This is a genomic window from Symmachiella dynata (assembly GCF_007747995.1).
GTDB classification, from domain to species: Bacteria; Planctomycetota; Planctomycetia; order Planctomycetales; family Planctomycetaceae; genus Symmachiella; species Symmachiella dynata.
The window spans coordinates 1382624-1403326 of sequence record NZ_CP036276.1; the positions used below are offsets into that span (position 1 = coordinate 1382624).

A 20703-nucleotide genomic window follows, 5' to 3' on the forward strand; every position below is an offset into this window, starting at 1 on the left:
CTCCGCTTCGCACGATGTACAAGTGACTGTTACCAAGTTAAGTAGATAACCAACTTCACCGAAGCAGAGCTTCGGGGACGTGGGTTCCCAAACAGAGTTTGGGAACCAGTAGAACCACTCAATTTAGTCGTAGAACCAGATCTCGCTCATGGAATTCTTTTTGAGTCCTTGGATGTTGTGGGGAGCAGCGCTCGGGGCTGCGCCGATCATTATCCATTTGCTCAACAAGCGCAAGTTCCGTGAATCGGAATGGGCGGCGATGCGGTTTTTGATTCAGGCGGTTCAAAAGAAATCGCGACGGATCCGGCTAGAGCAATTGCTTCTAATGGCGATCCGCGCGTTGATTATGATTCTATTAGCGCTCGCGCTGGCGGAGCCGCACTTCCGGAGTCTAGGTCTCACGTTTCCCGCCGATGCACCAACCCACCGAATTGTGGTCATCGATTCAACCTTCAGTATGGGTTTTCAGCAGGGGAACCAAAGCCGCTTCCATCAGGCCCAAGAAGTCGCCCGTCAAATCATTGACCAGTCGGGGCAAGGGGATGCGTTTAATTTACTGCGCATTGCCGAAGCGGCGCCGCAAGTGATTGTAGCGACGCCCTCGTTTCGCAAAGAGGATTTGGTCGAAGAGATTTCGATGCTCGAGTTACCCCACGGACGGGGGGACGTGGCTCCGATTTTGGAGAGCATCAAAGAGCTGCTGGAGGAAAAGAGCGGAGTCCCCGAGCGCAAAGAGGTCTATTTTATTAGCGACTTTCAAAGCGCCGGATGGTTGCCGCGTTCGAATTCGCAAATGACCGAGTTTCGCAATCTGATGAAACAGCTTGGACAGGATGCCCAACTGGTCATGATTGATCTGGGTAAGCAGAGCCAGGAGAATACGGCGGTGACGTCGTTGCGGACGTTGCAGTCGCACGTGGCGATGGGTCGTCCCGTGCAATTCGAGGCGACCGTGCAAAACTTCGGGCGGATCCCCCAAGATAGCCGGCTGCTGGAATTTCTTGTCGATAACAAACTGCAAGCGACGCGCCGCGTGAATTTGGTGCCCGGAACGGCCGCCAGTGAGATCTTTACGCACACGTTTTCCGCCGGGGGGGAACATCGCGTGGAAGTTCGCCTGCAGGGAGACGCGCTCGATGTTGATAATCGCCGTTGGCTTTCGGTGCCGGTGCGTGAGCGGCTGAACGTGCTGTGCGTCAACGGCAGTCGCTCGGGACGCGAGATGGGTAATGCGACCGACTTTCTGGCTTTGGCATTGCAACCGAGCGAACCATCGACCGGATCCACCAGCCCCTTTTCGCCGCGGGTGATTGGCAGCGGCGATCTCGTTGGCCAGGACTTGCAGGATTACGATTGTATTTTCATGTGCAATGTCGCCCTTGTCACGCCGGCCGAAGCGAAACTGTTGGAATCATTTCTCAAGAGCGGCGGCGGCGTGGTCTGGAGTTTGGGGGATCGTGTCGATGTCGAGAATTACAACGCCACATTGTACCGGGATGGGAAGGGTATCTTGCCGGTGAAAATCGGGCCGCGTCGCGGTGATGCTGCAGAACCGAGCGAAGCGTTCTATTTCGATCCGGGCGATTATACGCATCCGATTGTCGCCGATTTTCAAGGCAATCCTCAAGCCGGTTTGGGCAATACACTGACGTACGAATATTATCAATTGACCCTTCCACCCCGTAGTCCGTTTCGCGTGGCTTTGCGGTTCGACACCGGGGACCCGGCGATTATTGACGGGACCATCGATGGCGGTCGCGCTTTGGTCGTGGCGACTTCGCTGGATGACAGTTGGGGGAACTGGGCGTTGTGGCCCAGCTATTTGCCCATGATTCGCGAGATGGCGCAGTTGGCCTGTAGCGGGCGGACCGGGCAGCGCGATTTTTCCGTCGGCCAGTCCATCGAGCGTGTTTTGCCGGCGCGAGCGTTTGATGTCGACATCACGGTCGTCCGGCCCGGCGGGGGGACCACACCGGCGCGGATCACACAGTCCGAATCGATCAGCGAGTTTCAGTTTGCCGACACGCAAACCTCGGGAATCTACGAAGTCAATTTTGGTCCGCCCCTTTCAGACACGGAGTTATTCGCCGTCAATGTGGATACTGCTGAAAGCAATCTTACGTCACTCTCTCGCGATGAGTTAGCAGCCGAATTGTTGCCCGGCATCGATTTTGATTATCAAACCGACGTCATCCAGAACATCACAAACGAAACCGGAACGGTCGCCGAACGGGGCGGCCTCTCTCGCGGCCTGTTGTACGCGGTGCTGTTTCTTGTGTTCGTCGAACTGCTCATGGCCTGGCAATTCCGCTACGGCCTGTGGCTGCTTTTTCCACCGTTGGCGGTCATCGCTGCATATAAATATTGGCGGGGATAAGCATCGCTGTGTGCCCAATTTGCGGGGCCAGGGCGTGTGCGACGCGTCATTCGTGCGGACTGAGCCGCAGTCCCTTGGGGACCAGTCGACGTTCGGCCAGTTCAAAGAAACCTTGAGCCAGCAAGGCCATGACGGCGGCGGGGATGGCACCTTGCAGGACCATCGACGTATCGCCGCGACGCATGCCGGTGAAAATCGGTTCTCCATAACCGCCGGCGCCGATGAATCCACCCAGCGTAGCGGTTCCCACGTTGATCACCGTCGCGGTCTTAATACCGGCTAGGATGGATCGCGCGGCCAGCGGTAACTCAATCAATCGCAACTGTGCCATGGCCGGCAATCCCAATGCGGTGGCCGATTCACGCAGCGGCTGGGGAATGTCGTGCAATCCGCTATAGGTGTTGCGCACGATGCCGAGCAAGCTATAGAGAAACAGTGCGATGATCGCAGGCACGGGACCGATGCCGAAGAGTGGAATCAAAAACACAAACAGCGCCAATGATGGAACGGTTTGCACGATCCCGACGGTTCCCAAAATCAACTGGCCGAATAGTTTTTGTTTGGCGCAAAAAATCCCCAGCGGAATCGCCACGATGATCGCCGAAAACAGCGACATCCCCGTTAAAAACAAATGTTGCAGCGTATGTTTCCAAATCGAACGCGCGATGCGTTGAAAGGAACTTTCCGAGTCGTCAGTGACCGGGCGGACAGCGACGCCCAACTGATCACGCACAAAGTCCGCTGCCACCTGCGCTTCGGTCTGATTATGTAGTTTGACCTGCGCGTTGAGTTTTCGCATCTGTTCAGCGGAGATCTGCTCTTCCAGCTTCAGCATCGCCGCCAAGGCCTTGGGCGCCTTGTCAGCTAGATCGCTGCGGTACAGCAGCACGGCATCGTAGTTGGGAAAGTAATTCCGATCATCGATGAGCGCGCGGAGTTGATACTGTTCGATCTCCGCGTCGGTCTGATACATGTCGGTCACTTCGAGCGCGCCGCTTTCGATGCCGCGGTATGCCAGGTCATGGTTCAAACCGCGGACGTCTTTTTGGGGCAGTCCGTAGGCCGCTCGCAATCCCGGCCAACCGTCGGCGCGGTCTATGAACTCGCTACTAAACCCCATTTTGAGTTGCGGGTGAGCGGCCAAGTCCGAAATCGTGCGGATGTCCAATTTCTGGGCCAATGCTTCGGGCATGCCCAGGACATAGGTGTTGTTGAACCCCAACGGGCGGCTCATCACGATTCCCTGTTCGGCCAAAGCGGCGCGAGTTTCGGTCTGGTTGTTGAGTTTCAACTTGGCCAGGATCTCTTGGGTGATTGTGCCAGTGTAATCGGGATAGATATCAATCTCACCAGCAACCAGCGCCGTCCAGGCTTGTTGAGTGCCACCCAGTCCGGCGATATGTTCGGCGTTCGCGCCGGCTGAGTCCGCCAAGGCTCGCAGCATTTCGCCTAATACGACCGATTCGGTAAATGCCTTCGAAGCAATTCGCACCTGCGGCGGTTCCTCGGCCGTGAGGCGATTTTTGTAAACGGCCAACACCAATAAACCGGTGAAGAGTATCAGAGCGCCCCTGCAAAGCCGTCGGCGGATTGGATGAATGCAGCTGGCGCGTGAAAGAATCGCGATGGTCCGTTTCATCGCTCCCCTCCCGATAGGGCGGCGAGCGGGGAGCGTTGTGCATTGATGAATCGTGTCACAAACGGATCGGCCGGTTGATTGACGAGTTCGTCCAGCGTGCCGGATTGGACGATGTTTCCTTCGCGCATCAGAATAATGCGATCACCGAAGAAGCCTGCCTCCCCGATATCGTGCGTGACCAGCACCACGGTTTTTTTTAAGGCGGCAAAGATCTCCCGCAGTTCGACTTGCAGGTCGGTGCGGATCAGCGGGTCGAGTGCGCCCAACGGTTCGTCCAAGAGCAACAAATCGGGGTCGAGCATCAAAGCCCGCATCAAGCTGACGCGCTGTCGCTGTCCGCCGGAGAGCTGAACGGGATAGCGATCCAAACCCTCGACGGGAAAGTGAGTCAATTCCGCCAATTCCGTCATCCGCGCGCGAACGGCCTCTTCTTTCCAGTTCAGGTGCCGGGCTAAGAGCCCCACGTTTTGCTCTGCGGTCAAATGCGGAAACAGGCCGCCGTCTTGAATCACGTAACCCATTTTATGTCGTAGTGACTCGATGTCGGCCTGGCTCAGATCGATGCCCTCGAATTCAATCCGTCCCGCATCGGGCGCGATCAAGCCGATCATCAATCGCAGCAGGGTCGATTTGCCGCAACCGCTCGGCCCGATCAATACGGTGATCTTGCCCGATTCGACGTGCAGGTCCGTCGGCGCCAGCACCTGTTTTTTGCCGTACGATTTAGAAACGCCGCTGAGATTGAGCATGCTGAGGAGACGGTGGTAGCCATAAAGGTCGAAAACTGGAAAATGGTTCAGTTGATCCTAGAGGACCCATCACCATTCGTCCACCACTCCGGGAATGATCGGCAACATGTCAAAACGCAATCTAGGAGCGCAAAGCTCAGACCAAGCGTCGCGGGTGAATGAACTCATCGCGGATAAAAAAAATTGGCAGAGCCCGGCGTGATGGGACTCTGCCATGAATTTTAGACCTGTCTTTCACAGGGGCAAAAAACGGTGGGGCTTTTTGCACCTGCTTTCGCATTTCGCGCTCGGATACCTTCAGACCACGCGGGCTGCGAGCGCCGTGCGGCGGAAACGACCGTTCCGCGTGGGTGCGGGGGGCGCTTTTTCGCGTTCCTCGGCCGCCTTTTCCGGATCGTACGGTTTGCGGGGTTCGAAGGCATCGAAATTGGGCACCGTATACGGCTCAAGCAGACCGTTGATGCGGATCTCGATATTCGTCAGTTGTTCCCCTTCTTCGGGGGTGACGAATGTAAACCCGCGGCCAAGTTCGCCATTCATCCGTCCCGTCCGGCCGATGCGATGCACGTAGTCATCGCAAAATTCCGGAATGTCGTAGTTGATGATGTGTGAGACGCCGCTGACGTCGATACCACGTCCCATCACGTCGGTCGCAATCAACAACCGAATGTTGCCTTCGCGAAAACCATTCAGCACGCGATCTCGCTGCCGCTGTTGCAAGTCGCCGTGAATCACCGCGATTTGCTTGGTCAGTTTGCGCGACAACCGCTTCAATAGTGCATCCGCGCCGCGTTTGGTTCGTGTAAACACGATTGCTTGTCGCGGTTTTTCTTGAAACAAAACGCGCGTCAGCAGTTCGTATTTGCGATTGCGATCGACCGTCACGCAGAATTGCTCCACGGTGGTGGCGGCGATTCCTTTCGTCGACAGATCGACCCGTTCCGGTTCGTTCATGAACCGTCGTGCCAACCGTTCGACCGGCGGCGGCATCGTGGCGGAGAGCAATAACGTTTGCCGTTTTGCGGGACAGCTGCGGAGGATCTTTTCGATGTCGGGACGAAATCCGATATCGAGCATCCGGTCCGCTTCGTCGAGGATCACGATTTTCAGTGTTGAGAGATCCAGCACGCCGCGGGAAATCAAATCCAAAACCCGTCCGGGGGTTCCGACCGCGATTTGTGCACCACGTTTGAGGTCGGAGATCTGCTTGCGGATGTCCTTGCCTCCCACACAACTGGTGGTGCGGCATTTGGTGCCGTGGCAAAGCCGCTGGGCTTCCGCATTGACTTGATCGCTCAATTCGCGTGTGGGCGTGAGCACGAGCACTTGTGTAGCGGGAATGCGATCGTCGATGGCTTGTAGTGACGGCAGTACAAAAGAGGCCGTCTTGCCAGTGCCCGTTTGGGCCTGTCCCATGCAGTCCTTGCCGGTCACGGCAATGGGTATGAACGCTGCTTGAATGGGACTGGGGGTTTCGTAATTGACCTTCTTTAGAGCTTTGAGGGTCGTCTCGCTGAGACCGAAGTCTGCGAAGCCTTTGGTTGGCTTCTCCGTTTCGTTGGACAATGAATTCTCCTGGTTGTGGCTTCGCGATCCGTCGGCGCGCAATATCTCCCCGAAAAAATCGAAGGATGCAAGATCTGCCTGCGGGGCTGGAAGCTCATTTTGAATTTTTGCCGGCCATCAATTTCCGGCTTCGCGTCAGTTCACTGACAATATTAAACTTTTCGAATCCATTCCTTCGTAGGGCATCGGATCGCAGGGTTTACCCCCGCATCCGCCACCATGACCGTCATTCGCCGGTTTAGCAACGAACAAGACTCGGTCCGCCCTCGTACGAAACGCCGCGTTCAAAGCCGCAGGTGACACGAAAGCACGTCGACGTAGTTCCGAAAAGACAAAACACGTAAGGGTATGGCAGGTAAGAGCTTCGGCGAAAAAATCACCGCATGGTGCTGTGTTCAGAAGAACACAACCGCTGATTCTAGAGAAAGCATCTAGGGCTGCCCCGCCCACCCGAGAATCAAGCAATCTCTGCCATACATCAATCGGTGCTGATACTATAGCCCGAATTGGAAGATGAGTCAATCCAGGCTGGTTTTTCAGGGGATTTCACGAAATGTAGTGTGTTACTGGCACTCCACGGACTAATTCCAATTTGTCAATTAACTGGTGTTGTGACGTTGAAATATATAAAATCAGATGGCTATCGATGTAACGCAACAAAAGCAACAAATAAACAGGTAGTCAAAAGTGGATGGCGAAACTGTTGAATCACGCGTTTTCCAGTGGCTCGAAAAATATTACCCTGATGGTGTCGGCTGGCAGAATCCAGATAGTGATTGTCTCGGCGATGCACCAATCGAAATCAAATTGGTCGCGGCAACCAACACGATTGAGTACAACATCAGTAATGGGGGCTGGGGGCAGTTTCTTTGGAATTGTCACGGTACTTGGCGGCGTCTCCTTGCAATCGGCCACGAAGGATACAAGCTTATCGGAGCAGATGCGCAAGCGGACGCACTACAGGAACTCGGCGTCCTCTGCGAACGAGACATTGAAGAGTGTCGCGAATATATTCGCCGCGCAGATGCCGAGCAAGACTTCAAATACCCTGCATCATTTACTGCACAGAGAGTCTTCTTCGAAGAAGACCATTGGACAAATTTGTTCTATTCGACGTCCGGGGTTTATGAGAAACGCCTTGAATGGCTGGAGAAAAACCAGGAGCGAGTTCTAGAAGCGTTGATGTATGTTCCGGGATAACACGACTCACCATGCGGCTCTCAATCAATCCCCACCCGCAAAACGAATCACATGCACCGGGGGGAGATGCTCCGATACCGTTTGCCATGACTCTCCCGCATCGCTCGACACCCACAGCGAACCGGTGGTGGAGCCCATCACCAGATTGCGACCGGTGGCGTCGACGTCCAGGGCGTGTCGGTAGACCAGGTCGTAGGCATCGGTCGCCGGGAGACCGTCGCTCATGATGATGAAGGATTGTCCGCCGTCGTCGGTCCGCGTCACGACCATTTTACCGGCGACCGGAATGCGGCATTCGTCTTTCACAGCGGGGACGAACCAAGCGATGTCGGGATTCTGCGGATGCACTGCAACGGCAAATCCGAAACCGGACGGTTGCACGCGATCCAGTTCTTGCCATGACTGACAGTCGTCGGTGGTACGAAAGATGCCGTTGTGGTGTTGCACCCAAAACGTATCCGGATCAGCGGAGCAATTGACCAACCGGTGCGGATCCTGAACGTTGCCCGCGCCGGCCAATTCGGGGGGCATATATTCGGCCCGCATCCCATCGGCGCAAAGGTCCCACGTTTCGCCACCATCGCGCGTGGTCCACACGCCGCCGCAGGAGACACCCACGGTGACGTGCGCGGAATCGCGCGGGTCGACACAGACCGAGTGGATGCCCGGATCGTCGTACCCGCCGCCAAACCATTGCAGCCGTTCCGGACGGTCCCACAATGAGCGTAGCAGTTGCCACGACTCACCCCGATCGGGAGAGCGAAACAATCCGCCGGGGATCGTTCCCGCCCACAGCACACCCGGTTGATCCGCTCCGGCCGACTCGAGCGCCCAGATTTGTGAAAGGCTCCATGAGTTGGGCCGTCCTTCTTTCTCTTCCTCCTGCTGTTTTTCCTCAGGCGTCTGCTCAGGGAATTGCGGAGCTGCGATTTCGGTCCACGTCTCTTCGCCCTGGTTCTGGCGATGCAACTTCACACCAAAGTGCCCGTGATTCAATGCACAATACAAACACCCATCGCGGGCATCATGAAACAGCATCGAGACCGGCTCGCCAAGGAAATCCCGTCGGGCGATCGTCCAGTCGTCCGCCTCGCTATTCCGGCGGAGGGTAAATAACCCTTTCTTCGTTCCTACGTGCAGGCGATTACTCATGGTCTATTTGTATCTTTTTAAAGGGATTAAAGTTCATGTTTTTACGAAGCTGTTCCAGTGTTAATTTGCAATTGGGCATGTGTGTCGTTTTGCCCGCCTCGACAGATACATTCACAAATTTCTCGACGTAGTTGATCGTTTCGTGCCAGACCCTCAAACGATGTTTGCCGACCGGCAAGTCGGGAATCGTAAAGGTGCCATCCTGAGCCGTGACAGCTGCGTAGGGGTGATCCAAGACCAATATCCAGCATGTCGCCATCTCCTCGATGTCGCTTTGGAGGCGGATCGGAGACCTTTCTGCGCGGCGCGGCGTCCATTTTGATCGCTGCAATGGCATGAGCCACTGGTTGAAGCCCGGTTCGCCTGTCGGAACAATGTGGAAGTTCGCCTGATAGTTTGGCGATAAGTTTCTGAATTGTATGGTTTGACCGGAATGTACAACACGGCTACGAGGGACAAATCGCGTGAGGCGGGAGACGATGTTGACGTCTTCCAACTCCTTCTCAGAATGGCGAGGATGAATCGCGTCCGGAGCTTTGCGGAGATAAACAAACGCGTTTTTAATTCCGCGTGTTGATTTGTCGATCATCAACGTGCGGTTGATCTCGACGCCGATTTGTCGTGCATTGTCGGGATTAACTCTTACGTTACGCTCGACTGCCAGCAACGACCGGGGGCCTGCATAGACCGGAATCTCCCCGCGAAAACGATCCAACAGTGGATCGCTGAGGTCGCCCTCAAACACCACGCGGCCGGTCACCGAACCCCATGCGGCTTTGTCGGCAGACGCTGGTTGTGTTTCGTCAGCAGCTAACAATGCGGGGAGTCCGCAAAGGATGATGGCTGCGGTGAAGCTGGCCAGGGAATCGAATCGCCGATTCGACATTGCGGGGTCTGTTTTGAGCAAAACGTTCATCGGTCACCTTGCCTTTGCTACAACCGTTGCGTCAGCCGCCCGACAAGGCCTGCATGACGAATCTTCGTTCCCACGTGCAGGCAATCACTCATGGTCTATTCTCGTTAGATTAAGTGGCGATTCAACGTTGATGTTTTTTACGAAGCTTTTCTAACGTCAATTTGCAATTGGGCATGTTTGTCGTTTTGCCCGCCTCAACGGTTACATCTACAAATTTCTCGACGTAGTTGATCGTTTCGTGCCAGACCCTCAAACGATGTTTGCCGACCGGCAAGTCGGGAATCGTAAAGGTGCCGTCCTTAGCCGAAATGGCTGCGTAAGGATGGTCCAATATCAGCATCCAAGCTTTCGCTATCGGCCGCATATCACTTTGGATTTTGATCGGTATCCGTTCCGCACGTCGTGTTTCCCACGCCCTTTGTTTGAACGACTCAAAAAATGAATTGAAACCGGGATTACGGATCGTGTTAACGTGGATGTTTGTCGAATAGTTCGGCGATAGGTTTTTGAATTGCACCGTTTGCCCCAATTGTACGATACAGGCACGGGGGACAAATCGCGTGTGGCGGGAGACGATTGTAACATCCTCTAACTCTTTCTCGGAGTACCGTGGATGAATCGCGTCCGGAGCTTTGTAAAGATAAACAAACGCGTTTTTAATTCCCCGTGTCGCCTCGTCGATCATTAACGTACGGTTGATCTCCACGCCGACTTGCCGCACAGCGTCGGGATTATCTGGCTCCAATCCCGCTGCCGCCCGTTGCGTCGGCCTCCCTTCATAGACGGGAAGCTCTCCGCGAAAACGATCCAACAGTGGATCGGCCATGTCGCCCTCAAACACCACGCGGCCGGTCACCGAACCCCATGCGGCTTTGTCGGCAGACGCAGGTTGTGTTTCGTCAGCAGCTAACACTGCGGGGAGTCCGCAAATGAGGAAGGCTGCGGCAAGTCCAACGAGCGAATCGAATCGCCGATTCGACATCGCGGGGTCTGTTTTGTGCAAAACGTTCATCGGTCACCTTGCCTTTGCTACAACCGTTGCGTCAGCCGCCCGACAAGGCCTGCATGACGAACACTTCGCTGGCCGGATCGAGCGGATTGCTCAGATCATTGTGATCGCAAATCGGTCGGCTGTCCACAAAAATCGTAATATGCTGTCGCACTCGATTTTGGTCATCCAACACATAACCCCGCAACCGCGGATTGTCGCGAAACACCGCCTCAAGCGCCTGCCCGAGCGTCACCGCTTCGACATCAACAACCGGACAGTCAAGATGCCGATTGAGGTTGGCAGTGAAATTAACACGGGGCATTTGAGTGTGACCTTGAGCGGAGCGGCTTGGTGGATTCTGGTTTGCGATTCACCGCGTACTATACCCCCCGGCCGGCGCGGCGTCACGGTCTTTTTGGGGGAAATTCCAGGGGACGTCGCCGGGCTGCTTGAGCAGAGCCTTTTATCAACGTGCGAAGCTACGGCAGTCCGGTCATCCCCTGATGCGGCCGACGTTGAGATTGACGGTCACGCGGACCGGGGGTACTTTCAATACGGACTGTTTAAAGAAACAAATATTCTACGGCATAAGCGTTCGGACCACGCATGCGAAAGAGCTTTCAATTTACTTACGACGTCATCGCAGGCACTGCTGCCCACCTCATCCTGATGCTGGCTGGCGTTATCGTGGCGATGATCTGTTTTCGCAAACCGAATGAAGGAGTGCTGCTTCTCATTATGTTTGTGATTGTCCCGTTCACGTGTGCCGGCATGTTCATTGCCCATCGCGGTGTGCATTTTGCTCGGACCGTCTCACTAGTCTCCGGTGCGGTTGCCCTTCTCGTGCCACCGATCGTCATTGCGGCGTATTGGGATTGGAACTGGACTCAGATAGGACCAGATTATCTCGGTACTATTGTAGGGTTACCATTCTCTGTCGTTGGTGCACATTACATCAAACAAACAGCAGTCGCGGATGCTCACCAACCGGATAAGTAATCCGTTTCGTTGGGCAGCCAGGTTAGAAAATGGTGCACGGAAATCTGGATGTTCGACCAATTTGCAAATGCATGTCACCGATTCGCACCTTGTGATTTGACGCTTTCGTCGACAGAAGAGTTTTTGCTCGGAGCTCCGTAATGACAACAGTTGGTTATCCAAAACTCAGGTTGTTGACTTCTGTGCTGGGCGGTTTGGCGGGCCTAACCGGCATCTTGCTGGTCGCGGTTGCTCGGGACTTTTTCATGCACCGCGAGCCAACGCTGCTGTCGATTGATTACACCACGATCGGTTGGGTGTTACGCATTATCGCTGTCTTATGTGGCATCTTGGCGCTGTTAGGTTCATTCTGGGCGCGCCCCGTTACCCGAAAATATGCAATCGGAAAATGGTGGTACCGAATCGTCTTCACCATCGCCTGTTGTGCCATCGCTTACGAAATTGCCATCTCGGTTGTGGTTGGGATAATTTTCATAGGTGGTATGGCGTCCGCCTTCTCCGGTTGCGGCGATTGGGGTGATGGTTTTGATCTCTTCGACTTTGGAGATTGAGGACAATTCGTTGCATCACTGGGTGCCACTGGCTCTGCCAGTGTTTTTCGTTTGGCCACAAAAAAATTCGCCTGCTTAAAGTTTGGCTGGGCATGTGACCCAAGAGCACTGGCACCCACACGGAGGCCAAAATGCAATCCAGCTTTGTGTTAATCGACTTGGTCTCACAACGACATGCGGTTCGCAAATACCTGCGTGATTATGATACCGCTGCCAAGTTGGAATGGATCGCAGCGCACGGCACGATTCGCACCGTTAATTCAGGCTTCCGAGAAACCTATGCATTCGAGTCCCGACTCGGCTTGACCGCTGGCTTTTTCTTCGACGATTCGGGCGACTTTGTATTCTTAGGCGATCACTACACGTTCCAATGACTTTCGTGTGCTGTGATTTGCCAGATGCGGGTGGCCCAGATAGAAACGGAGGCCGTCCTGGGTGTTTCCTTAGATTCACGTTGCTGGCGGTATCCCGCTGGCAAATAGAATTCGAGCAAAAGTATGGAATTTTTCTTAAATGAATCCTATGCGGCCTTGTTTTTCGACGAAATGGAAGAATACCAGGCTTTGATTTCCCAATTGACCAATCACTTGATCCGCAATGGACGCAATGTCCACGCCCTGAATAACAGGGCTGTTGCAAATTGGGAGATTGGAAACGTTGAGGAAGCGAAAGCAGACCTGGAATCTGTTTTGGATATTGGAGCAGACAACCATGTTCCTTATCACAAACTCGGAGAAATCTATGAAAAACAGGGTGACCTTGAAGGAGCAATAGCGCTTTATAGCAAGGCAGTCGAGAGATGGCCGTCTGAATCAAGCTGTTATTCAATCAGGGCGTACGCTCTTTTTTGTGCAAAGAGATGGGTGGAAGCGATTCCAGACTTCGACAAAGCCCTCGAAATATACGGGGATTGGAAAAAGTGGTACTTGGACAGAGCAACAGCCAAGGAAAAGATCGGAGATTGGGGAGGTGCAGAAGAAGATCGCCAATTGGCGAGTCAGCTCAAATAGCGACAAGGACGTGGTCCCAATTCCGCCGGGTGCCACTGGCTATGCCAGTGTTTTTCGATTGGACTCGAAGAATGGCGCACGCTTAGAATGTAGTTTGGTATGCATTTCAAAAGCACTGGCGAAGCCAGTGGCACCCGTGCGTATTTCTTAAAAATACAGGTCTAAATTGTTCAATACACTACGCCATTTCGCAATGATTCTACTGGCCACTCTGACCGGCTGCTCTGAATCGTCACCGTCAATGCCAGGACCGTCTAACGCGGCATCACAGCCAACGACAGATGTGCGCGGTGATTCGACCATCAATGCCATCCTTGCGAAACTGCTGCGCGATCACGGATTGGATGCCATGCGTCGTGATGGCTGGATTCTTGTTGATAATCGTCCATCTATTTGCGGCGCTATTGTCCGAGAAATGCAACCATCCTCGAACGTGACGAGCATTCAAATTGACGTCTATTTGCGAGTCGACCCGGACCGTATTCTCATGGAATCATTCGGTGGAATCGGCCTGACAAAAGACGAAGCCATTACCGACGGCATTCAGAACTTCGTGGCGAACTCATTCCATGTTCTTCTGTCGGCGTTTTATCGCGATGGCGATGATGATCAGGTCGAAACAGAACAATGGGACATCAATGGCCAATCCAGGCGCGTGACTGTCGGAAACATGGGTGTCCGTGGCACTGTGCCAAATCCTGATGAGCCACCAACCGCATGGTTCAAGGCCCTCGAATCCCATATTAAGGCATCCTCGCTGCCACCCGGTACACACTGGGTCCGTTGCTACTATTCCCAAATGCAAAACCAACCAACTGCCCTTGAAGTACTACTTGACAACGGTGATTGGGGTGCAGTCCGGTCCGAAATGTTACAGGTAAACTGGCCCCAAGGCGAAGACTTTTACAGTGTTCGCGTCTTCCTGGTTGTCCAAGACAGCGAAGGGTGAGAAAGCGATGTAGCGAAGCGTGTGGCCCAGATAGAATCTGACTAAAGGGGGGCGGCTGCGCCAGAGTGCCACTGGCTCTGCCAGTGTTTTTCGATTGGACTCGAAAAATGACGCACGCTTAGAATGTAGTTCGGCATGCATTTCAATAGCACTGGCGAAGCCAGTGGCACCCGTGCGAGACAAAAAAGATGATCAGACTGCAAGAGGAGATTATTGAGAGTCGTCCTGGTTTCCATCGCGCGTCGTTTCCCGAAGTTGGCGGCGAATACGAACTGACTACCTCGTGGCCAATGGCGCAAGCGTTTGGCGAGTTTGACGGAATCGACTTTTACTTTCGTGCCAAGTATGGTGCATGGGAGTTCGAAACGGAAAACAAGCAGGGCCACTCGTTCCCCAATGAACATCCGAACTACTTCGTTAGTCGCGGCACGTATGACGAGAAGAAACCGAACGTCTTTTCCAATGAGTGGTCGCTGCGAATTTTACGAAAGTGTTTCGTCGAGTTCTGGGGCCCGCCTAGGACCGTATAGCCAATCACCCATGAGCGATGCCTACCAACGTCAACTACGCGAAAAGTTGGAGCAACTTCCATACTCCGACGCACCCGCTCCGTGGCGTCTTGTGGGGGGCTCATCGATTGGTGGGCTCACTGAGGTGGGGTACGCGGATGGCACTGACGATCTTCTGGTCGTTTCCTCGCAAGGCCGAGGCGTTTTTGATTGCCTCACTGGTACACGGATTGCGCGAGATGCTGAGGGGATGTTCCACAATCCAGATGCTTCCCGCTTGACTGCTCCCGGAATTGGAAAACATGAGTCGACGATTTTCAGGATGGCAGGTTTGTCGGGCGGCGGCCTTGCGGCATCTACCAATGACGGTTGGGTGCTCCATGTCCTCCAATTGCCATGGCCAATTCACGTTGTGTTTCTGACATCGGAATATCAATACGTTTCCCAGGATGTCGCAAACGTCACGAAACTATGCAATGATGAACCGTGCGAGTTTCGAACTGCTGGGTTTTCACCAACGGGACGTTCATTTGTGGTCGCAACGTCCGGAGAAGTGATCATCTATCGACGTGATTTGGCATGATAAGCGCTAGGTGCGTCACGGAAGAAATCGCCATGCTCTGTGGCATGGATGAATCCCCAAAAACGACCGAAAAACTCAACTGAAGTCAGCGAAATGGCACGCCCCGCGAAGAAACGTCGCTTTCGGTCAATTGTCGTCGATGATGTAAAGTATCAATGGCAATTCGAGGGCGTGCTCGTGGTCTACAGTGACAGCGAATCAAGTCGCCGCGGCCAAGCACTTGTTGCTGACTGGGGTTGGGTCGATTGGTTAGAGCCAGAATACCGAGATGCTTTACCTTTCGATCCGCATATTGTGACTCCCAGCTTTGTGCGATCTGCCATACAATTTGCAGTGACTGCTGGGTGGCAGTCGCACGAATCCGGAATCCCATTCCGGATCACGTACCGCCAAGATCAGTTTGAACTTGCACCCGAAGCAACATGATCAATGGCGAGCATACCATTCGCCTGTATCCGGCCCGCTAAGTTGCCGACACGTTGCAAATCACTCCAGCGGCGGCGCCGCCCCGAAAGAATCTTTCGGGGCCACCCGCGTGGCGCTCTCCCCACGGAAAATGGGGCGACAATGTAGCAACCAATAGATACAATCCAAGCGACTGCCTGCGCGTGAGGCCGCACGTTTGTGGACTCCAGTGAAGAGGCGGGTAAGTTCTGTTGCCAAGTTATGCGTTCACTGGCCCGATGGGAACGGAATTCAATGACGCATTCCTGCTTGCGTCCCTATTTACGGATGAATCTTTGTGCGTCAAACCTTGATTGAGTATGGTCTCGTCTTTCTTGCTGGCGCCTTGTATGCCGTCGCTTTGAAATACTTTGTGCTGCCTTCCAAAGTCATCCTGACTGGCACCGAGGGCATTGCGACGGCATTGTCGTACTACTTTGACAGTTACTGGCTGTTCATTGGGCTCTATGTGCTGTTTCAGTCGGCGTTGCTCGTATTCGCATTTGCGCGCGTCAGCCGCGTGTTCGCGCAGCGTTCCCTGCTGGTCGTTGGCACCGTCGTTGTGGGACTGGCCGTGCTTCCGGAATTACGTTTCGCGCAGCCAGAACCTCAGAACGAGCGAATCATCTTGGTTCTATTTGGCGGCCTGCTGGCGGGGGTCGCGAAAGCACTTGCTTTCCGAAACCGGGGTTCAACCGGCGACGAGGATATTCTTGGCGCCTATTTTGCCGTCAAGTACTTAAAGCCTGTCGGCTCGATTGCCATTGTTGCCGCCATCGGGTCAACAACCTTCGGCCTGGTGATGGATCTCATCAAGAACGGGCAGTTTGAATCGGTCGTCAACACATTGATGTATACCTGCATTTACATTTTCGCTTCGGCTGAGACGCTCAATAACCTGTATCGCAAATTCAAAATCACGATGCTCGCGATCATCACACGCAACGAAAAAGAAGTCGGTACTGCGATCACGACGACATCCGCACATCGTACTTATACATTGCATCAAGGGACCGGCGGTCGCAGCGGAGACACGTTTGTCGTCGTCCGCACGATCATTACACACGAAGAACTCCCTCAAGTGCTTGCCGCCATTCAAGCCGCCGACCCCGACTGTTTTTACTACTATCACAACGTCGAGGGCATTTCTCGCCGTTACCATATTGCCCCGATTGGCTGACTTTTCTGGCAAGGCAAAACGGGGTAGAACAAAGCGTTTACTGATCGACGTCCAGATAGCTTCAATCGGGGACGACCAAGTCGGCGGAAGGTCGGCCCGTAAAGTTTCCGACACTATGCAAATCACTCCAGCGCCGCCTCGAAAGAATCTTTTGAAGCCAGTGGCACCCGCGCGGTGGGGCTCACCAACCGGGAAGCATTCGTCGGGATTCGAAGAAGAGTTTCGGTTGTTTGAATCGCTAAACAAAGAAAAGGAGACTCCCGAAGTATGGCTTTTCTTCAAGGACATCGATGAAGTTTGGCTGGATGATCCTGGACCGCAGCTAAAACAGGTACTTTGAACTTCCGGGCGGCTTCTAAATTCGAGAAGCCATCGCGAAAGAACTGAAGGCACAACCGCCGATGTTGGCTGAGCGTATTGTCTGCGCATTACGGCTATTGATGTCGACTAGGCTCGTGTTTGAGACGTTAGGCTTGACGGTCCGGTATAAAACGGCCGAGTAGTGCTACCGCCAGCATTGTACTAAATAAGCACGGTTCTCAACGATGACGATGCTTGCTACCCAAATGTTGATCACGGCCAGAACGGTTGCAGCAGTTCTGGCCGGACCAACTCGATCAATTCGAAGCTCTTATTGATTGACGGATCACCGCTATTTTCTGTTTAATGCGATAATCGCATCGGCAGATTTCTTGTTGTCTGCGAGAACTTCAACGTAAATTGTGTAGTTCGCGTCATCCTCTTTGAATGGCAACTCAATCTCGCCCTGCCCAACATTCGCCTTCGTAATCATCTGTTCTCCCAGGAAATCATCGGGATCCCAATCGTCGGACTCATATAGTCCAATTTTCGCACGGCGATTGAATAGGTAGTCCTTGTTGATGACTCGTGGTTGCCCTTCGTGAATAGGCTTCGGGCCCCAAAAATCCGAACCGTTGATTCGAATGTAGGCGTCATCGTGCCCAGTGTTGTCTTCTTGTTCATGACATATCAGGCTCAGTACTCTAAGAATTGGCATCAGTTGCTTCTCCTTTTTGGAGGGAACGGAAAATTGTAAACCGTTTCATAGGTAAGCACCACACTTACGACTCGTTTACAACCAGTTTTGCCTTGTTGAAAACACCACTTGAATTGTTAGCCGCAGCGCGCTAAATGTAACTGCTATGAGCAACCCCCATCAACCGAACGTGCTGTTGGAAGTCGCTTCACTGTCGATGCGGCTGTCTACGAAATTCGTCCAGCCTTATTCGCACCCCAAAAGCCCGCAGAAATTCACGCAGTCGCAATTGCTGACAATCCTGATTCTCAAAGCGTACTTGAAAACCACCTATCGCGGCATCATCGACATCCTCGGCGCGTCCGACCAACTGCGAGAACGGATGGAGCTCACGCGTTTGCCGCACTACTCGACGTTGAAATACTTCGCCGATCGCTCGCACGTCCTGGAAATCACTGACGCCATGCTGGCGGAGATCATCAAGGAATTTGCCGCTGATGCGGACGAGGCATCGATGGATTCGACCGGTTTGGAAACGTCGTCGGCCAGTGCACACTTTCGCGTACGGAGCGGAAAAACACGAAAGAAATACGTGAAACTCTCGGTCTGTGTTGTGGCTGGATCGATGTTGCCAGCCGGCTTGGTGGTCGGTTGGGGGCCGGGAAACGACAAATGCGAAGCGCCTGAATTATTGGAGAAAGTGCGGCATGTTACGCAGCCCAAACGGCTGTTTGCCGACGCGGGTTATGATGCCGAGTGGATTCACATGTACTGTCGCGAGGGCTGGGGCGTGCAAAGTTGGATTCCGCCGGCGGTGCATCGTGCGGACGGCAGCGTGGGCGGCGAGTATCGACAACAGATGACGAAGCAGCGGCTGAAGAAAAATGGTTACGGCCGGCGTTGGCTAGTGGAATCGTTCATGAGCGGTTTGAAACGGACGATGGGTTCTGCGCTCGCTGCCCGCTCCGAAAGCAGCCTCATTATTGAAGCCGGCCTCAAAGTCCTCGCTTATGCCTTGCGGCGTTAGCGACCAGCGTGGGGTAATCGGTCAGTTTTCAACAAGGCAAACCAGTTTCAAAACTGTTTCTATTAGTGAACAGTTTTGGGATGCTACTCAAAACGCTCAAAAGACTTCTTGACCAGTGAGCCTCAGGATTGACCGGAATCCTTTTCCTGTGAACACTTAGAGGTTTGTCAACTGGTTTTGGTAGAAATAGACCTACACCTCTGCTCGTAAATCGAGTGTCCGACAGAGAAGTCCCCGATTCGTCCGAAGAACGACTCAACTGTTGCAATGCATTCACTAACAACTGATCAATCAGGAATTCGCTCAATAATCCACACTTCGTCGTGATCAACCGAACTGGGAAAGACGCGCTGTACAATACAATGCGAAAAACAGCAGCGTGGTCAGTCACACTTTTCTAGAAATATGAAAGTTTTTGCAGATTCGTTTGGGAGTCTGATCGCATCTGACGAGTAGGTTGGGAGCTCATCGGGATGATTGGCATCAAGGAGAACCCGTACCTTCAGCACTATTCACGCAGCTAAAATGCTCGTCAAATGCAAAGCGATCTGCACGCGTTAGTACAATGTCCCAGGGGCGCTAAACTATGTGAGCCCGTCTCATCACGATGGGGTAAATAACTGCGAAGTGAACTCCCCAGTCGTACGAATTAATTTCTAGTAACCGGGCTCCACGTGCTGTAAACTTCCTGAGATGATCAACGTCACACAAATACTTGGCCAAATTGATCACGGTGATCCGCCAGAGTGCCACTGGCTCTGCCAGTGTTTTTCGTTTGGACACAAAGAATTTCGCACGCTTAGAATGTAGTTCGGCATGCATTTCAGAAGCACTGGCGAAGCCAGTGGCACCCGTGCGGGTAGCCTCGATCGTTTCCATCTGAAACCACAAATTCGGTAGAAGATCAGCCCGCAAAGTTGCCGACACGAAGCAATTCACTCCAGCGGCTGCGTATTTCTTAAAAATACAGGTCTAAATTGTTCAATACACTACGCCATTTCGCAATGATTCTACTGGCCACTCTGACCGGCTGCTCTGAATCGCCACCGTCAATGCCAGGACCGTCTAACGCAGCATCACAGCCAACAGCAGATGTGCGCGGTGATTCGACCATCAATCCTCTCCTTGTGAAACTGCTGCGCGATCACGGATTGGATGCCACGAGTCGTGATGGCTGGATTCTTGTTGATAATCGTCCATCCATTTGCGGCGCTATTGTCCGAGAAATGCAACCGTCCTCGAACGTGACGAGCATTCAAATTGACGTCTATTTGCGAGTCGACCCAGACCGTATTCTCATGGAATCATTCGCTGGAATCGGCCTGACAAAAGACGAAGCCATAACCGACGGCATTCAGAACTTCGTGGCGAACTCATTCCATGTTCTTCTGGCGGCTTTTTATCGCGATGGCGATGATGATCAGGTCGAAACAGAACAATGGGACATCAATGGCCAATCAAGGCGCGTGACAATCGGAAACATGGGTATCCGAGGCACGGTGCCAAATCCTGATGAGCCACCAACCGCATGGTTTAAGGCCCTCGAATCCCAAATTAAGGCATCCTCGTTGCCACCTGGTACACACTGGGTCCGTTGCTACTATTCCCAAATGCAAAACCAACCAACTGCCCTTGAAGTACTACTTGACAACGGTGATTGGGGTGCAGTCCGGTCCGAAATGTTACAGGTAAACTGGCCCCAAGGCGAAGACTTTTACAGTGTTCGCGTCTTCCTGGTTGTCCAAGACAGCGAAGGGTGAGAAAGCGATGTAGCGAAGCGTGTGGCCCAGATAGAATCTGACTAAAGGGGGGCTGCTCGCCAGGGTGCCACTGGCTCTGCCAGTGTTTTTCGTTTGGACACAAA

Annotated in this window: 19 protein-coding genes; 11 read left to right on the forward strand and 8 right to left on the reverse strand. The window is 53.5% G+C overall.

The genetic code is table 11. The features are described 5' to 3' along the window. Positions 1-148: 148 nt before the first annotated feature. On the forward strand, positions 149-2377 hold the full coding sequence (locus Mal52_RS05240; RefSeq protein ID WP_145374656.1) for a BatA domain-containing protein: 2229 nt from the start codon (positions 149-151) through the stop codon (positions 2375-2377). A gap of 46 nt (positions 2378-2423) precedes the next feature. Here Mal52_RS05240 and Mal52_RS05245 read toward each other — a convergent pair whose 3' ends face one another. From Mal52_RS05245 to Mal52_RS05255, 3 genes are all read right to left on the reverse strand, one after another. Next, on the reverse strand, positions 2424-4016 hold the full coding sequence (locus Mal52_RS05245) for an ABC transporter permease/substrate-binding protein (RefSeq protein ID WP_145374657.1): 1593 nt from the start codon (positions 4014-4016) through the stop codon (positions 2424-2426). Beyond that, positions 4013-4765 (reverse strand): ATP-binding cassette domain-containing protein, encoded by a 753-nt coding sequence (locus tag Mal52_RS05250; protein ID WP_145374658.1) that lies wholly within the window; start codon positions 4763-4765, stop codon positions 4013-4015. The genes Mal52_RS05245 and Mal52_RS05250 overlap by 4 nt, the downstream gene beginning before the upstream one ends. A gap of 297 nt (positions 4766-5062) precedes the next feature. Next, positions 5063-6331, reverse strand: coding sequence for a DEAD/DEAH box helicase (locus tag Mal52_RS05255; protein ID WP_145374659.1), 1269 nt, complete (start codon positions 6329-6331; stop codon positions 5063-5065). 687 nt (positions 6332-7018) lie between these two features. Between Mal52_RS05255 and Mal52_RS05260 the strand changes: the two genes are divergently transcribed. After that, the gene (locus tag Mal52_RS05260) at positions 7019-7531 is read left to right on the forward strand and encodes a DMP19 family protein (RefSeq protein ID WP_145374660.1); all 513 of its coding nucleotides are present in this window, start codon (positions 7019-7021) and stop codon (positions 7529-7531) included. A gap of 24 nt (positions 7532-7555) precedes the next feature. Here the strand turns inward: Mal52_RS05260 and Mal52_RS05265 are convergent, their stop codons facing one another. The 4 genes from Mal52_RS05265 to Mal52_RS05280 form a co-directional block, all read right to left on the reverse strand. Beyond that, positions 7556-8683 (reverse strand): WD40/YVTN/BNR-like repeat-containing protein, encoded by a 1128-nt coding sequence (locus Mal52_RS05265; protein WP_145374661.1) that lies wholly within the window; start codon positions 8681-8683, stop codon positions 7556-7558. Next, positions 8676-9599 (reverse strand): beta-sandwich domain-containing protein, encoded by a 924-nt coding sequence (locus tag Mal52_RS05270; protein WP_145374662.1) that lies wholly within the window; start codon positions 9597-9599, stop codon positions 8676-8678. Before Mal52_RS05270 ends, Mal52_RS05265 begins: the two co-directional genes overlap by 8 nt. 121 nt (positions 9600-9720) lie before the next feature. Then, positions 9721-10611 (reverse strand): beta-sandwich domain-containing protein, encoded by an 891-nt coding sequence (locus Mal52_RS05275; protein ID WP_145374663.1) that lies wholly within the window; start codon positions 10609-10611, stop codon positions 9721-9723. A gap of 31 nt (positions 10612-10642) precedes the next feature. After that, the gene (locus Mal52_RS05280; RefSeq protein ID WP_145374664.1) at positions 10643-10912 is read right to left on the reverse strand and encodes a MoaD/ThiS family protein; all 270 of its coding nucleotides are present in this window, start codon (positions 10910-10912) and stop codon (positions 10643-10645) included. Positions 10913-11196: 284 nt separating this feature from the next. Here Mal52_RS05280 and Mal52_RS05285 point away from each other — a divergent pair, with 284 nt between their 5' ends. The 7 genes from Mal52_RS05285 (at position 11197) to Mal52_RS05315 (ending at position 16815) form a co-directional block, all read left to right on the forward strand. Beyond that, positions 11197-11589, forward strand: coding sequence for a hypothetical protein (locus Mal52_RS05285; RefSeq protein WP_145374665.1), 393 nt, complete (start codon positions 11197-11199; stop codon positions 11587-11589). 140 nt (positions 11590-11729) lie between these two features. Beyond that, entirely contained in the window at positions 11730-12140 is a 411-nt protein-coding gene (locus tag Mal52_RS05290) for a hypothetical protein (protein ID WP_145374666.1), read from the forward strand. 131 nt (positions 12141-12271) lie between these two features. Further along, positions 12272-12514, forward strand: a complete 243-nt coding sequence (locus tag Mal52_RS05295; protein WP_145374667.1) for a hypothetical protein — start codon at positions 12272-12274, stop codon at positions 12512-12514. Between the two features lie 123 nt (positions 12515-12637). Further along, a complete protein-coding gene (locus Mal52_RS05300; RefSeq protein ID WP_145374668.1) occupies positions 12638-13150 on the forward strand; it encodes a tetratricopeptide repeat protein in 513 nt (170 codons plus the stop codon). Between the two features lie 193 nt (positions 13151-13343). Then, positions 13344-14099 carry a DUF6348 family protein gene (locus Mal52_RS05305; RefSeq protein ID WP_145374669.1) on the forward strand — a complete coding sequence of 252 codons (756 nt, stop codon included), beginning with the start codon at positions 13344-13346 and terminating at the stop codon, positions 14097-14099. A 188-nt stretch (positions 14100-14287) separates the two neighbouring features. After that, on the forward strand, positions 14288-14629 hold the full coding sequence (locus Mal52_RS05310; protein WP_145374670.1) for a hypothetical protein: 342 nt from the start codon (positions 14288-14290) through the stop codon (positions 14627-14629). Between the two features lie 1304 nt (positions 14630-15933). Next, on the forward strand, positions 15934-16815 hold the full coding sequence (locus Mal52_RS05315; RefSeq protein WP_145374671.1) for a YitT family protein: 882 nt from the start codon (positions 15934-15936) through the stop codon (positions 16813-16815). Between the two features lie 652 nt (positions 16816-17467). Here the strand turns inward: Mal52_RS05315 and Mal52_RS05320 are convergent. Then, positions 17468-17833 (reverse strand): hypothetical protein, encoded by a 366-nt coding sequence (locus tag Mal52_RS05320; protein ID WP_145374672.1) that lies wholly within the window; start codon positions 17831-17833, stop codon positions 17468-17470. A gap of 145 nt (positions 17834-17978) precedes the next feature. Between Mal52_RS05320 and Mal52_RS05325 the strand changes: the two genes are divergently transcribed. Together Mal52_RS05325 and Mal52_RS05330 are read left to right on the forward strand one after the other, a co-directional pair. Next, positions 17979-18839 carry a transposase gene (locus Mal52_RS05325; RefSeq protein ID WP_145374499.1) on the forward strand — a complete coding sequence of 287 codons (861 nt, stop codon included), beginning with the start codon at positions 17979-17981 and terminating at the stop codon, positions 18837-18839. 1004 nt (positions 18840-19843) lie between these two features. Beyond that, a complete protein-coding gene (locus tag Mal52_RS05330; RefSeq protein WP_145374673.1) occupies positions 19844-20599 on the forward strand; it encodes a DUF6348 family protein in 756 nt (251 codons plus the stop codon). Positions 20600-20703: the final 104 nt, after the last annotated feature.

Bases quoted from the DNA above. Each gene is read 5' to 3' on its own strand.
- Mal52_RS05240 (WP_145374656.1), top strand. From the start codon at position 149: ATGGAATTCTTTTTGAGTCCTTGGATGTTGTGGGGAGCAGCGCTCGGG.
- Mal52_RS05245 (WP_145374657.1), bottom strand. From the start codon at position 4,016: ATGAAACGGACCATCGCGATTCTTTCACGCGCCAGCTGCATTCATCCA.
- Mal52_RS05250 (WP_145374658.1), bottom strand. From the start codon at position 4,765: ATGCTCAATCTCAGCGGCGTTTCTAAATCGTACGGCAAAAAACAGGTG.
- Mal52_RS05265 (WP_145374661.1), bottom strand. From the start codon at position 8,683: ATGAGTAATCGCCTGCACGTAGGAACGAAGAAAGGGTTATTTACCCTC.
- Mal52_RS05270 (WP_145374662.1), bottom strand. From the start codon at position 9,599: ATGAACGTTTTGCTCAAAACAGACCCCGCAATGTCGAATCGGCGATTC.
- Mal52_RS05275 (WP_145374663.1), bottom strand. From the start codon at position 10,611: ATGAACGTTTTGCACAAAACAGACCCCGCGATGTCGAATCGGCGATTC.
- Mal52_RS05280 (WP_145374664.1), bottom strand. From the start codon at position 10,912: ATGCCCCGTGTTAATTTCACTGCCAACCTCAATCGGCATCTTGACTGT.
- Mal52_RS05285 (WP_145374665.1), top strand. From the start codon at position 11,197: ATGCGAAAGAGCTTTCAATTTACTTACGACGTCATCGCAGGCACTGCT.
- Mal52_RS05290 (WP_145374666.1), top strand. From the start codon at position 11,730: ATGACAACAGTTGGTTATCCAAAACTCAGGTTGTTGACTTCTGTGCTG.
- Mal52_RS05295 (WP_145374667.1), top strand. From the start codon at position 12,272: ATGCAATCCAGCTTTGTGTTAATCGACTTGGTCTCACAACGACATGCG.
- Mal52_RS05300 (WP_145374668.1), top strand. From the start codon at position 12,638: ATGGAATTTTTCTTAAATGAATCCTATGCGGCCTTGTTTTTCGACGAA.
- Mal52_RS05305 (WP_145374669.1), top strand. From the start codon at position 13,344: ATGATTCTACTGGCCACTCTGACCGGCTGCTCTGAATCGTCACCGTCA.
- Mal52_RS05310 (WP_145374670.1), top strand. From the start codon at position 14,288: ATGATCAGACTGCAAGAGGAGATTATTGAGAGTCGTCCTGGTTTCCAT.
- Mal52_RS05320 (WP_145374672.1), bottom strand. From the start codon at position 17,833: ATGCCAATTCTTAGAGTACTGAGCCTGATATGTCATGAACAAGAAGAC.
- Mal52_RS05325 (WP_145374499.1), top strand. From the start codon at position 17,979: ATGAGCAACCCCCATCAACCGAACGTGCTGTTGGAAGTCGCTTCACTG.
- Mal52_RS05330 (WP_145374673.1), top strand. From the start codon at position 19,844: ATGATTCTACTGGCCACTCTGACCGGCTGCTCTGAATCGCCACCGTCA.